Source organism: Mycobacterium sp. (genome assembly GCF_032162605.1).
Taxonomy (GTDB): Bacteria; Actinomycetota; Actinomycetes; order Mycobacteriales; family Mycobacteriaceae; genus Mycobacterium.
In genome coordinates, this window is the sequence record NZ_JAVROT010000015.1 from 1 (window position 1) to 13,576 (window position 13,576).

Below are 13,576 nucleotides of genomic sequence, written 5' to 3' on the forward strand. Positions count from 1 at the left end.
ATACGAGATCGTCGATCCGCTGTCCAGCGATGATGTGCTCAGCATCGACCCGGAGTCGGCAGAGCTCGTTCACCGCAGCCTGTACGCGGGCGGGTTCGCGCTGACGACCACTCTGCTGGAACAACATCCGGTGCTCTGGCCCGAGCACTTCGACGTCGCCGTCACCGAGAACGAGGTGAACTACGGGGTCTCGCCCGGCGACGGCTTCCATCCGCTGCCGTATGCCTACGTCGGACCGTGGACCTCGCGGATCGGCGCGTTCTGGAACGCCCCCTTCGGTGCCTTCATGACGCTGGAGCCCGCGCACGATGTCGACCGACTCGCAGCCGACATCGCAGAGTTCTTCGAACGTGGTCGCGCAGAGTTGTGATCGTCGCGAATACAAGGGAATCTCCGGACCGGCGAAGTGCGTTGCACCGCTTCGTGAGTGTCGTAGAAGGTGCCAGTGAATTCTTCCGGCCGCTGACCGTGCGGTCGATGACCATCCCCAACCGGTTCGCCATGGCGCCGATGACGCGGCAGGCCTCACCGGGGGGTGTGCCCGGCCAGGACGTCGCTGACTACTACACCCGCCGTGCCGCGGGTGGCGTCGGCCTCGTCATCACCGAGGGCGTCCGGCTGCCGGACCCCGCGGCAGGCTTCCCGGAGTCGGTACCCACACTCGCCGGCGACGCCGCGCTCGCAGGTTGGCGGAGGGTCACCAATGCAGTGCACGCCAACGGTGCCGTCATCGCCGCCCAGTTGTGGCACCAGGGCTCTGAGCGCGACGACGCCGACGATGTCGTGCCGGTGAGCCCGTCCGGGGTCAATGGACTGGGCGGGCCCAAGGGGCGTGCGCTGGCGGCGAGTGAACTCGGCCATGTCGCCGACCTCTACGGGCAGGCGGCCCTCAACGCCCGCCGGGTCGGCTTCGACGCCGTGGAGATTCACGGCGCGCATGGCTATCTCCTCGACGAGTTCCTCTGGGAGAGGACCAATCTGCGCACTGACGGTTACGGTGGCTCGCTGGCGAACCGCACGCGGTTTCCCGCCGAGGTCGTGTCCGCGGTCCGTGAGGCCGTCGGTCCGGACTATCCGATCATCTTCCGGTTCTCGCAGTGGAAGGCGACCGACTTCGACGCCGTCATCGCCGCAGACCCCACCGAACTCCAGGAACTGCTGGCGCCACTGGTGGATGCCGGCGTCGACGTCTTCCATCCGTCGACGCGGCGGCACTACGTCCCGGCCTTCCCCGAGGCGGATCCGGTGCTCAGCCTGGCCGGGTGGACCAAGAAGGTCACGGGTGGGCCGGTGATCGCCGTCGGTTCGGTCGGTCTGGAGACCGCCCACCGTGGTGGTAAGCCCGGTGAGGTGATCGCCCCCGCGCCGGTCGACGAGGTCGTTTCACAGTTCGAGGCGGGCGAATTCGACATCGTCGCTGTCGGCCGGGCGCTTCTAGCGGACCCGACTTGGGTAAACAAGCTACGAGATGACGCACTCGACGGGTTCAATGGTTACGACGCCGAGGCGGCGCTGAGCGAGTTGCACTGACCGCGCCCGGATTCATACGCCCGTACCACATAGTGGGAACAAGCAGGTAAGAACCGACGTTAGGAGAGACGTGAGCACGCAAGACATCACCACCGAACAGTTCAACGACACCGTGACCGACAACGAGATCGTGCTTGTCGACTTCTGGGCCTCGTGGTGCGGACCGTGTCGCGCATTCGCGCCGACGTACTCCGCATCGTCGGACAAGCATCCCGACGTCGTACACGCCAAGGTCGACACCGAGGCGGAGCAGGGTCTGGCGGCCGCCGCCGAGATCCAGGCCATCCCGACGTTGATGGCGTTCAAGAAGGGCCACATGGTCTTCCGGCACTCCGGCATGCTGCCTGCCGCCGAACTCGAGAATGTGATCGACAAGATCAAGGAGTTCGACGTCGATGCCGCGATCGCCGAAGGCGCCGAAGCAGAACAGGCGTAGCTGCTGCACGCTATAGCGTGCAGTCCGTGAGTGAACCGAATACCCTGCCCCTGGTCCTCGTCGACCACCCGCGACCGCACGTGGCGTTGGTGACGCTGAACCGGCCGGAGCGGACGAATTCGATGGCGTTCGACGTCATGATCCCGCTGAAGCAGACACTCGACGAGTTGACCCACGACAACGAGGTCCGCGTGGTCGTGCTGACTGGCGCAGGCCGCGGGTTCTCCTCGGGCGCCGATCACAAGTCGGCGGGTTCGGTCCCGCATGTCGATGGTCTGACCCGACCCACGTTCGCGTTGCGGTCGATGGAAGTGCTCGACGACGTGATTCTCGCCATACGGAAGATGCACCAGCCGGTCATCGCCGCGGTCAACGGCGCGGCGATCGGAGGCGGGTTGTGCCTCGCGCTGGCATGCGATATCCGAGTGGCCGCGGCGGGAGCCTACTTCCGGGCCGCGGGCATCAACAACGGTCTGACTGCCAGCGAGCTCGGCCTGTCCTACCTGCTACCCAAGGCAATTGGTACCTCTCGGGCGTTCGAGTTGATGCTGACCGGACGAGACATCGACGCCGAGGAGGCCGAACGCATCGGCCTGGTGTCGCGCGCGGTGCCCGACGACGACCTCCTCGACACGTGCTACCAGATGGGCGAGCGCATCGCCTCGTTCTCGCGGCCAGGAATCGAATTGACCAAGCGCACGCTCTGGAGTGGACTGGAGGCCGGTAGCCTGGAGGGTCACATGCAGGCTGAAGGTCTGGGACAACTGTACGTGCGCCTGCTCACCGCCAATTTCGAGGAAGCGGTGGCTGCGCGCGCCGAGAATCGGCCCGCAGTCTTCAGTGACGACACGTGACCAAGTAACACGGCAAGTACGAAAAACTAGGAGTGCAGCGTGATCACCGCAACGGACCTCGAGGTCCGCGCTGGCGCGCGCACGCTGCTGGCCGTCGACGGCGCCGCTCTGCGCATTCAGCCGGGGGACCGGATCGGTCTGGTGGGTCGCAACGGGGCGGGAAAGACCACCACGATGCGCATCCTGGCCGGCGAAGCCGAACCCTACGCGGGCTCGATCGAGCGCACCGGTGAGATCGGCTATCTGCCACAGGATCCCAGAGAGGGCGACCTCGACATGCTGGCCCGTGATCGCGTTCTCTCGGCCCGCGGCCTGGACACTCTGCTCTCCGACCTCGAGAAGCAGCAGGCGATCATGGCTGAGGTCGCCGACGACGCGGCAAGGGACAAGGCGGTGCGGCGCTACGGCCAACTCGAGGAGCGCTTCGCCGCCCTCGGCGGGTACGCCGCCGAGAGCGAGGCGGGTCGCATCTGCGCGAGCCTGGGCCTGCCCGAGCGGGTGCTGACGCAAGCGCTGAGAACCCTCTCGGGTGGTCAGCGACGCCGCGTCGAGCTCGCCCGCATCCTTTTCGCGGCATCGGACACCGGGTCGGGGTCCGACACCACGTTGCTGCTCGACGAGCCGACCAACCACCTCGACGCCGACTCCATCGGGTGGCTGCGCACCTTCCTGCAGAACCACACCGGCGGTCTCGTGGTCATCAGCCACAACGTCGAACTCCTCGACGACGTCGTCAACAGGGTGTGGTTCCTCGACGCCGTCCGCGGCGAGGCAGACGTGTACAACATGGGCTGGCAGAAGTACCTGGACGCCCGCGCCACCGACGAGCAGCGCAGGCGCCGTGAACGCGCCAATGCCGAGCGCAAGGCCACCGCACTCCGCACGCAGGCCGCCAAGATGGGCGCGAAGGCCACCAAAGCCGTTGCGGCACAGAACATGCTGCGCCGCGCTGACCGGATGATGAACTCGCTGGACGAGGAGCGCGTTGCCGACAAGGTGGCCAAGATCAGGTTCCCCACGCCTGCTGTGTGTGGGCGCACCCCACTGGTGGGCAAGGGTTTGACCAAGACGTTCGGTTCCCTCGAGGTGTTCACCGGTGTCGACCTCGCGATCGACAAGGGGTCGCGCGTCGTCATTCTCGGTCTCAATGGTGCGGGCAAGACCACGCTCTTGCGCATCCTGGCGGGAACGGAGGCTGCGGACGCCGGTGAGATCGAGCCCGGCCACGGTCTCAAGCTCGGATACTTCGCGCAGGAACACGACACCATCGACGGCCTCGCATCGGTGTGGGAGAACATCCGCCATGCCGCGCCCGACACCGGCGAGCAGGAGTTGCGCAGCCTTCTCGGTGCCTTCATGTTCACCGGGCCGCAGCTGGACCAGCCGGCGGGCACCCTGTCCGGGGGCGAGAAGACCCGTCTGGCGCTGGCCGGGCTGGTGGCGTCGACGGCCAACGTGCTGCTGCTCGACGAACCGACCAACAACCTCGATCCCGCCTCACGCGAGCAGGTGCTCGATGCCCTGCGCAGCTACCGGGGAGCCGTCATCCTAGTGACGCACGACCCTGGCGCGGCCGAGGCCCTGGACCCCCAGCGAGTCGTATTGCTGCCCGACGGCACCGAGGACTACTGGTCCGACGAGTACCGCGACCTCATCGAACTCGCGTGACCACCGGCCCTGATTGAAGGGCTTCCCTGCCGGGTATCAGCAAGATATCTGGCAGATGGGGAGAGGTAGGAGATGGGGAGAGGTAGATGAGTGAACTGGCCAAGTCCAGGGAAGAGTTGCTCGACGAGCTCCGACACGAGTACGAGAAGGGTGCGAGCATCCGAACTCTGGTAGCCTCCACCGGCAAGTCGTACGGATCCATCCACAGCATGCTGCGCGAGTCGGGTACGACCATGCGCAGCCGCGGCGGCCCGAACCACCGGGGCAGGCGCTAGCTGCTACTTCTGGCGAACCGACACCTCGACCAGATCGAGGACCGCGCTGAGCCGGTCGGGCGGCTCGCCCGACGCCAGCCGGGTGACGAGTCCGTCCAAGACCAGATCGAGGTAGGTCTGCAGCACGTCGCTGGGCACGTCGTCACGAAGTCGGCCAGCCTGCTTCTGCTTTCGCAGACGCTCGGTGGTGGCCTCGGACAATTCCAGCGATCGATCGGCCCAACCGCGATGGAACTCGGGGTCGTTCCGCAGCTTGCGCGCTATCTCGAGACGTGTTGCCAGCCAGTCGAACTGGTCCGGTGCAGCCAGCAGGTCCCGCATCACCTGAATGAGCCCCTCGCGGGAGGCGACCTCCGCCATCCGCTGGGCATCCTCGCGGGCCAGCTCGAAGAACAAGGTGTCCTTGTCACGGAAGTGGTGAAAGATGGCGCCGCGCGACAGCCCGATGGTCTGCTCGAGCCGCCGCACGGTCGCTCTCTCGTATCCGTACTCCGCGAAACACCGCCGGGCACCGTCGAGTATCTGGCGACGGCGCGCCGCTAGATGGTCGTCGGTCACCCGGGGCAACGAAACACCTTCTCTCTCAGGGGGCGATCAAGCCTTGAGCATGCTTCGCAGCACGTACTGCAGAATGCCGCCATTGCGGTAGTAGTCCGCCTCTCCAGGAGTGTCGATGCGGACCACCGCGTCGAACTCGACTACCCGATCGGTGCCGTCTGCTTCATTTTTGCCGGTCGCCGTGACGTGCATCGTCTTCGGAGTCTTGCCCGGGACCCCCCCGTCGCTGCGCTCGCCCTGGATGTTGAGGTCCTCGACGCCCGAGATGTCGAACGTCTCGGTGCCGTCCAGCTTCAGCGACGCCGCCGACTCGCCGGGGGGGAACTGCAGAGGGACGACGCCCATGCCGATGAGGTTCGAGCGGTGGATCCGCTCGAACGACTCGGTGATGACCGCGCGCACGCCGAGCAGACTGGTGCCCTTGGCCGCCCAGTCGCGGGAGGACCCCGAGCCGTACTCCTTGCCGCCGAGCACCACCAGCGGAATGCCCTGCGCCGCGTAGTTCTGCGCCGCGTCGTAGATGAACGCCTGCGGGCCGCCATCCTGAGTGAAGTCGCGGGTGTAGCCGCCCGAGACGTCGTCGAGCAGCTGGTTCTTGAGCCGGATGTTCGCGAAGGTTCCGCGAATCATCACCTCGTGGTTGCCGCGCCTCGAGCCGTAGGAGTTGTAGTCCAACTTGGCGACGCCGTTTTCCTCGAGGTACTGCGCTGCAGGAGTGCCGGCCTTGATGTTGCCCGCAGGGGAGATGTGATCGGTGGTCACCGAATCGCCAAGCAGCGCAAGGACTCTGGCACCGGAGATGTCGGTGACGGGCTCCGGTTCGGCGGGCATGCCGTCGAAATACGGTGGCTTGCGCACATAGGTCGACTTCGGGTCCCAGTCGAACGTCTTTCCCTCAGGGGTGGGGAGGTTCCGCCAGCGCTCGTCACCCTTGAACACGTCGGCGTAGCTGTCGGTGAACATCTTCCTGTCGATCGACGACGCGATGACGTCGGAGATCTCCTTAGACGACGGCCAGATGTCCTTCAGGAAGACGTCATTGCCGTCGTTGTCCTGACCGAGCGGCTCGGTTTCGAAGTCGAAGTCCATCGTGCCCGCGAGCGCGTACGCGATGACCAGCGGCGGCGAGGCCAGGTAGTTCATCTTGACGTCGGGGGAGATGCGGCCCTCGAAGTTGCGGTTGCCCGAGAGCACCGCGGTCACCGAGAGGTCGTTGTCGTTGATCGCCTTCGAGATCGCGTCCGGCAGCGGACCGGTGTTGCCGATGCACGTGGTGCAGCCGTAGCCGACCAGGAAGAAGCCCAGCTTCTCCAGGTACGGCCAGACTCCGGCCCTGTCGTAGTAGTCGCTGACCACCTGGGAGCCCGGCGCCATCGACGTCTTGACCCACGGCTTGGAGGTCAGGCCCTTCTCGACGGCGTTGCGGGCCAGCAGTGCGGCGCCCAGCATCACCGACGGGTTCGACGTGTTGGTGCACGACGTGATGGCGGCGACGACCACGGCGCCGTGGTCGAGAACGAATTGGCCGGACTCTTCCGATTCCACCGTCACCGGTTTGCTCGGCCTGCCCTCCGAGCCGTTGGCCGCGGACACCACGTCGATCGCGTCGTCGTCGGCGAAGGACAGCGAGACCGAATCGCTTGCCGGGAAGGACTCGTCGACGGCCTCGTCGAGCTTGGTCTCGGGCGTCGGGTAGTTCTCCTCCACGTAGTTGTGGATGTCCTTGCGGAACGCGACCTTGGACTCCGAGAGCAGGATCCGGTCCTGTGGGCGCTTGGGCCCGGCGATGGACGGCACCACGTCGCCGAGATCGAGCTCGAGGTACTCGGAGAAGACCGGCTCCTTCTCGGGGTCGTGCCACATGCCCTGCGCCTTGGCGTACGCCTCGACGAGAGCCAGCTGCTCGTCCGTGCGGCCGGTCAGTCGCAGGTAGTCGACCGTGACGTCGTCGATCGGGAAGATGGCTGCAGTGGAACCGAATTCGGGGCTCATGTTGCCCAGCGTCGCGCGGTTGGCCAGCGGCACCTCGGCGACGCCCTCGCCGTAGAACTCGACGAACTTGCCGACCACGCCGTGCTTGCGCAGCATCTCGGTGACGGTGAGCACCACGTCGGTGGCGGTCACGCCCGGCTTTATCTCACCGCTGAGCTTGAAGCCGACGACGCGGGGGATGAGCATCGACACCGGCTGACCCAGCATCGCGGCCTCCGCCTCGATGCCGCCGACGCCCCAGCCGAGCACGCCAAGGCCGTTGACCATCGTGGTGTGGCTGTCGGTGCCCACGCAGGTGTCGGGATATGCGACACCGTCACGCGTCATCACGGTGCGCGCCAGGTATTCGATGTTCACCTGGTGCACGATGCCGGTGCCAGGGGGCACCACGCTGAAGTCGTCGAAGGCACCCTGGCCCCAACGCAGGAACTGATAGCGCTCGCCGTTGCGGGAGTACTCGATTTCGACGTTGCGTTCGAAGGCGTCGCGCTTGCCGAAGACGTCGACGATCACCGAGTGGTCGATCACCATCTCGGCCGGTGCCAACGGGTTGACCTTGTGAGGATCGCCGCCGAGGTCGCCGACCGCCTCCCGCATGGTGGCCAGGTCGACGATGCAGGGGACGCCGGTGAAGTCCTGCATGAGCACCCGCGCCGGGGTGAACTGGATCTCGATGCTGGGATCGGCCTCGGGGTCCCAGTTCGCGATGGCCTCGATGTGGTCCTTGGTGATGTTGGCGCCATCCTCGGTGCGCAGGAGGTTCTCGGCAAGCACCTTGAGGCAGTAGGGAAGTTTCTCGGTGCCGGGCACCACATCCAGGCGGTAGATCTCGTAGCTTTCGTCCCCGACCTTCAACGTGTCGCGGGATCCGAACGAATTAACGCTGCTCACATCAACTCCCGGTTGAATCGTCGCCGCGACGGGCTGTGTCGCGACGGTAACGTTTCTAACAGTACGCTTGTCCTGTAAACGATCTCAAGGCGGCCCCCAGTCTTCCCCCGATCTGGGCGTGCTGCCAGCCGATCGGCCCATGTTGGCGGTAGCGTCTGGCATGTGACGACTCCTCAGGCGCCGCTGTTCATCCCGACGCAGGTGTGCGACATCGTGGGGAAGGACCCCGGCGCGACGCCGCCAGACGCGTGCATGGACCTGGTTCAGGCCGATCTCCGCGACGACGGCGTCAGCGCTGCGGACGTGCCTGCCAACGCCGGACTGGCTCAGGTGGTCGCGGACGCGAAACAGAAGGGCGTCGACCTCAAGTTGGTGGTGCTCGGCCAGAACCCTCCGATCGACACGCCACTGCGTGACGTCGCCACCGAAGTCGGTCAGGCCTATCCGGGTTCGACGGTGCTGGTGCTCAGCCCGTCGTTCGCGGGCACCTACAGTTCGACCTTCGACCGGGTGACGTTGGAGTCGGGTCAGGACATCGCGAAAGTGAGTGGCACCCCCGCGGTGGCATCTCAGAATTTCGTGACCGAATTGACGACACCTCATTTTCCGTGGACGCCATTCACCATCGTCCTCCTTCTCGGCGTCGCACTGGCCGCCGTAGGCACCCGCATCCTGCAGGTCCGCGCCAGAAACGCGCGGGTCTCGGAAACGCCTGCGGCGGCGGAGAACTGACCCGCAGAACGCCTTTTCGATATTCAAAGATCACCTTTGGATAACTTCGATTCAATTACAAACGTGTAATTTCCGACTGGCGTTTCTTTAGCTCTTGATGTGACGTACGGTGCAGAAGGCGTCTGCTGTTGCAGTTGTGGTTCTCGTGACTCCTGTGACAACGAGCCCGACGAACGTGCCAGCACGTTCGCGTTGAGCCTGAGGAGACTTGAATCGAATGAGACGCACCCTTCGCGCCTCGGTTGCGGGTTCGCTCGCATGCGGTGTTCTCGTCGCATCGGTCTACGGCCACGGCGCCGGGCTCGCGGCCGCCGAACCGGAGAGCCCTCAGGGAATCGCGGGTCTCGTCGCCTCCGTCGCGAACGCCGACCAGAAGCTGCAGGAGCTCGGCGCGAGCATCCAGGCGCAGCAGGAGAGCGTCAACAAGTCGATCGTCGACGTGCAAACGGCCCGCGACAACGCCGCGACCGCCCAGAGCGACGTCGACGCGAGCCAAGGTGCGCTGAAGGATGCCAACGCCGCCATCGCGTCCGCGCAGCAGCGCTTCGACACGTTCGCGGCGTCCAGCTACATGAACGGTCCCTCCGCGTCCTACGTGAACGCCACCAACCCGGCGGACATCCTCGACACCACGGCCGTCGGGCAGACGTTGAACGTCAGCACGCAGCAGTCGATCGCCGATCTACAGCGCGCGCGCACCGGACAGGTCAACAGGGAATCCGCTGCGCGCCTGGCCAAGCAGAAGGCCGACCAGTCGGTGGCCGACGCTCAGACCAGCCAGGACGCGGCAATCGCGTCGCTGACGCAGGCGCAGCAGACGTTCAAGGACCAGCAGGGCGAACTCGACCGACTCACCGCCGAGCGGTCGGCAGCGCAGGCCAAACTCGCCGAGGCTCGTCAGTGGTCGGCACCTGCGCAGCCCGTCGCCGCGCCGGCCGCGGGGCCAGCCGCGGCGGCAGTCCCCTCGACCAACTGGGACCGGGATCCCTCCGCGGCCGCACCGGGCAACTCGAAGTGGGACGGCGGATGGGACCCCACGTTGCCCGCGATCCCCAGTGCGTTCGTCAGCGGAGACCCGGTCGCCATCATCAATGGGTTGCTCGGGATCGCCTCGACCTCGTCACAGCTGACCAGCCAGATGGGGCACAGCTTCCTTCAGAAGATCGGCCTGGTACCCACCGAGAGCGGCTTCACCAACGGGGCGATACCGCGCGTCTACGGCAGGCAGGCCTCGGAGTACGTGATCCAGCGTGCGGGCTCGCAGATGGGGGTGCCGTACTCCTGGGGCGGCGGCACCGCGGCCGGGCCGAGCAGGGGCATCGACTCCGGCGCAGGCACGACCGGTTTCGACTGCTCGGGGCTCATCCTCTACGCCTTCGCAGGGGTGGGCATCAAGCTGCCGCACTACTCGGGTTCGCAGTACGACATGGGTCGCAAGATCCCGGCGTCGCAGATGCGCCGTGGCGACGTCATCTTCTACGGGCCCGGTGGCGCGCAGCACGTGACCCTCTACCTCGGCAACGGACAGATGTTGGAGGCTCCCTACACCGGTTCGAACGTCCACATCTCGCCCGTCCGGACGAGCGGCATGACGCCGTACGTCATCCGCTACATCGAATACTGATGGTGGTCGTCTTGCATCTGAAGTTCCTTCGAGGCGTCCTCCTGGCGCTCGCCACGTCGTTGTGCGCGGTGGCGCTGGCGTTCGGTGCCGCGCCCGCCTACGCCGATCCTGACGACGGTGGGTGGGATCCGACGCTGCCGAAGATCGCCAGCTCCGGGGGGCCGGGTGACCCCGTCGCGATCGCCAACGCGTCGTTCCAGGCGAGCGCGATCGCGTTGCAGACCACCAAGAGTCTCGGTCAGCAGTTCCTGTCCACCCTTGGCCTCGGAGGTTCGCCCGCCGCGCAGCCCGGAGGCAGGGTGCGTGGACCGCAGGCCATCGAGTATGTGATCCAGCGCGCGGGATCGCAGAGGGGCGTGCCGTACTCGTGGGGAGGCGGAGCGCTCAACGGCCCCAGCGAGGGCGTCGACTACGACACGGGCAAGGTCGGCTTCGACTGCTCGGGGCTGACCCGGTACGCATTCGCGGGCGTCGGCGTACCGATCCCGAAGTACTCCGGTGACCAGTACACCTCCGGACGGCCGATCGCGCCATCGCAGGCCAAGCGCGGTGACCTGATCTTCTACGGCCCCGGAGGCAGCCAGCACGTGGCGATCTTCCTCGGCGGCGGCAGGATGCTGGAGGCCTCCGGTAGCGCGGGCAAGGTCACCGTGAGCCCGTTGCGTACCGCGGGCATGTCTCCGCACCTGGTCAGGTTCATCGAGTCCTGATCGAGACCATCTCTGGGCAGGGCACGTCGACGGATTCCGAACTGCCTGGAATAGTTGATGCGGAAGCGTCCGCCGAGTGGCTCTGGCGCAGCGATGACCAGCGACTCCGAACTGGACGTTGGACATGACCGTTTGACTTGAACCAAGTAGGAGGAAACTGAATGACGTCACCGAGTGGGCCACCGCAGGGCGCCGGAGGTTTCCCCGGCCAGGCCCCGGCGCAGAGCTTTTCCCCCGCCGGCCCCCCGCAGGCACCGTCCACCAACGGCGGCCTGCAGAACGAGGTGCACACCCTGGAACGGGCGATCTTCGAGGTCAAGCGGATCATCGTCGGTCAGGACCTGCTCGTCGAGCGCATGCTGGTCGGCCTGCTCGCCAAGGGACACGTGCTGCTTGAAGGCGTTCCCGGCGTGGCCAAGACCCTGGCGGTGGAGACGTTCGCCAAGGTCGTGGGCGGTACGTTCGCGCGCATTCAGTTCACGCCCGACCTGGTGCCCACCGACATCGTCGGTACCCGCATCTACCGGATCGGCAAGGAGGAGTTCGACATCGAGCTCGGCCCGGTCATGGTCAACTTCCTGCTCGCCGACGAGATCAACCGCGCGACAGCCAAGGTGCAGTCCGCACTGCTCGAGGTGATGGCCGAGCGCAAGGTCTCACTCGGTGGCAAGACCTTCCCGCTGCCCAATCCGTTCCTCGTCATGGCGACGCAGAACCCGATCGAGCAGGAGGGCGTGTACGCGCTCCCCGAAGCCCAGCGCGACCGCTTCCTGTTCAAGCTCAACGTCGACTACCCGACGCCCGAGGAAGAGCGCGAGATCATCTACCGGATGGGTGTCACACCGCCCACGCCCAAGCAGATCCTCAACACGGGTGACCTGCTGAGGCTGCAGGACATCGCGGCGGGCATCTTCGTCCACCACGCGCTGGTCGACTACGTCGTGCGCGTCGTCACGTCCACCCGCACGCCCGAGAAGTTCGGCATGCCCGACGCCAAGTCGTGGATCGCCTACGGCGCCTCCCCGCGCGCTTCGCTCGGCATCATCGCCGCATCGCGGGCGCTGGCGCTGGTGCGCGGGCGCGACTACGTGGTTCCGCAGGACGTCGTCGAGGTCATCCCCGACGTGCTGCGGCACCGCCTGGTGCTGACGTATGACGCGCTCGCCGACGAGGTGTCAACCGAGACCGTCATCAACCGCATCATGCAGACCGTGGCGCTGCCGCAGGTGAATGCGATTCCGCAGCAAGGTCATTCGGTGGCTCCCGCAATGCCCGCCGCGGCTGCGGCCAGCGGTCGGTGACTCGTTCATCTGGGAGTCCGACGTCCCGCGTGGATCTGCCGTCACTGCAACGTGGCCAGATCCGGGATCCCGAGCTCTCGGCCGCCCTACGCAAACTCGAGCTGACGGTCCGCCGCAAGCTCGACGGTGTGCTGCACGGCGATCACCAGGGGCTGGTGCCCGGTCCGGGTTCCGAACCGGGGGACTCCCGCGTCTATCAACCCGGCGACGACGTCCGCCGCATGGACTGGTCGGTGACCGCGCGCACCACCACGCCACACGTGCGGCAGATGATCGCCGACCGCGAGCTCGAGACCTGGCTGGTCGTGGACGTCTCGGCGAGTCTGGACTTCGGCACCGCGGGGTGTGAGAAGCGCGACCTCGCGGTGGCGGCGGCCGCAGCCATTGCGTTCCTGAACAGCGGTGGCGGCAACCGCCTCGGTGCGGTGATCACCAACGGTGACATCACCAAACGGGTGCCCGCGCTCAGCGGTCGGATTCACGAGCACGAACTGCTTCGGGCCATCGCCACCACGGCGCGGGCGCCGCTCGGCGTGCGCGGAGATCTGTCCGTCGCCATCGATGCGTTGCGCCGCCCCGAGCGTCGGCGCGGCATGGCGGTGATCATCAGCGACTTCCTCGGGCCGATCAACTGGACGCGGGAGCTGCGGGCCATCGCCGGGCGGCACGAGGTGCTCGGCATCGAGATCATCGACCCGCGCGACGTCGAGCTGCCCGACGTCGGCGACGTCGTGCTGCAGGACACCGAATCCGGCGTCACCCGTGAGTTCACCGTCGACGCGAAACTGCGCGCCGACTTCGCCAAGGCCGCCCAGGCCCACCGCACCGACGTGGCCCGCACCCTGCGGCGGTGCGGGGCGCCGCTGCTGACCCTGCGTACCGACCGGGACTGGATCGCCGACGTGGTCCGGTTCGTCGCCAACCGGCGCCGGGGCGCCCTTGCTGGCCGATGAGCGCTCGTCGACGAGCGCCTTGCGGAGCGTCCCTGCGGACCGATTACTGAAA

General features: G+C 66.5%; 12 protein-coding genes and 1 pseudogene. 11 read left to right on the forward strand and 2 right to left on the reverse strand.

From position 1 onward, the window contains the following. The 6 genes and pseudogenes from QOI01_RS00510 to QOI01_RS00535 form a co-directional block, all read left to right on the forward strand. Positions 1-370 (forward strand): annotated as a pseudogene (locus QOI01_RS00510) (hypothetical protein); the annotation flags it as partial. 53 nt (positions 371-423) lie between these two features. Then, on the forward strand, positions 424-1,530 hold the full coding sequence (locus QOI01_RS00515; RefSeq protein ID WP_526377571.1) for an NADH:flavin oxidoreductase: 1,107 nt from the start codon (positions 424-426) through the stop codon (positions 1,528-1,530). 70 nt (positions 1,531-1,600) lie between these two features. Then, complete coding sequence (trxA, locus tag QOI01_RS00520) at positions 1,601-1,966, forward strand: thioredoxin (protein WP_526377573.1); 366 nt, start codon at positions 1,601-1,603, stop codon at positions 1,964-1,966. 17 nt (positions 1,967-1,983) lie between these two features. After that, complete coding sequence (locus tag QOI01_RS00525) at positions 1,984-2,820, forward strand: enoyl-CoA hydratase (RefSeq protein WP_526377575.1); 837 nt, start codon at positions 1,984-1,986, stop codon at positions 2,818-2,820. A 39-nt stretch (positions 2,821-2,859) separates the two neighbouring features. Beyond that, a complete protein-coding gene (locus tag QOI01_RS00530; RefSeq protein WP_526377577.1) occupies positions 2,860-4,488 on the forward strand; it encodes an ABC-F family ATP-binding cassette domain-containing protein in 1,629 nt (542 codons plus the stop codon). Positions 4,489-4,574: 86 nt separating this feature from the next. Continuing rightward, positions 4,575-4,763 (forward strand): helix-turn-helix domain-containing protein, encoded by a 189-nt coding sequence (locus QOI01_RS00535; RefSeq protein ID WP_526377579.1) that lies wholly within the window; start codon positions 4,575-4,577, stop codon positions 4,761-4,763. 3 nt (positions 4,764-4,766) lie between these two features. On the opposite strand, the gene QOI01_RS00540 is transcribed toward QOI01_RS00535, so the two are convergent. After that, positions 4,767-5,330: a TetR/AcrR family transcriptional regulator gene (locus QOI01_RS00540; RefSeq protein WP_526377581.1), complete on the reverse strand. Its 564-nt coding sequence runs from the start codon at positions 5,328-5,330 to the stop codon at positions 4,767-4,769. Between the two features lie 27 nt (positions 5,331-5,357). Continuing rightward, entirely contained in the window at positions 5,358-8,204 is a 2,847-nt protein-coding gene (acnA, locus tag QOI01_RS00545; RefSeq protein ID WP_526377583.1) for an aconitate hydratase AcnA, read from the reverse strand. A gap of 162 nt (positions 8,205-8,366) precedes the next feature. On the opposite strand from acnA, the gene QOI01_RS00550 reads away from it, so the two are divergent. The 5 genes from QOI01_RS00550 to QOI01_RS00570 all read left to right on the forward strand — a co-directional run bounded on the left by QOI01_RS00550 (position 8,367) and on the right by QOI01_RS00570 (position 13,524). Beyond that, positions 8,367-8,936 (forward strand): Rv1476 family membrane protein, encoded by a 570-nt coding sequence (locus tag QOI01_RS00550; protein ID WP_526377585.1) that lies wholly within the window; start codon positions 8,367-8,369, stop codon positions 8,934-8,936. Positions 8,937-9,153: 217 nt separating this feature from the next. Next, complete coding sequence (gene ripA / locus QOI01_RS00555; RefSeq protein ID WP_526377587.1) at positions 9,154-10,560, forward strand: NlpC/P60 family peptidoglycan endopeptidase RipA; 1,407 nt, start codon at positions 9,154-9,156, stop codon at positions 10,558-10,560. Between the two features lie 11 nt (positions 10,561-10,571). Continuing rightward, on the forward strand, positions 10,572-11,270 hold the full coding sequence (ripB, locus tag QOI01_RS00560) for an NlpC/P60 family peptidoglycan endopeptidase RipB (protein ID WP_526377593.1): 699 nt from the start codon (positions 10,572-10,574) through the stop codon (positions 11,268-11,270). Between the two features lie 161 nt (positions 11,271-11,431). Then, positions 11,432-12,571 carry a chaperone MoxR1 gene (moxR1, locus tag QOI01_RS00565; RefSeq protein WP_526377589.1) on the forward strand — a complete coding sequence of 380 codons (1,140 nt, stop codon included), beginning with the start codon at positions 11,432-11,434 and terminating at the stop codon, positions 12,569-12,571. A 29-nt stretch (positions 12,572-12,600) separates the two neighbouring features. Further along, positions 12,601-13,524 carry a DUF58 domain-containing protein gene (locus tag QOI01_RS00570; protein WP_526377591.1) on the forward strand — a complete coding sequence of 308 codons (924 nt, stop codon included), beginning with the start codon at positions 12,601-12,603 and terminating at the stop codon, positions 13,522-13,524. The last annotated feature ends 52 nt before the right edge of the window (positions 13,525-13,576 follow it).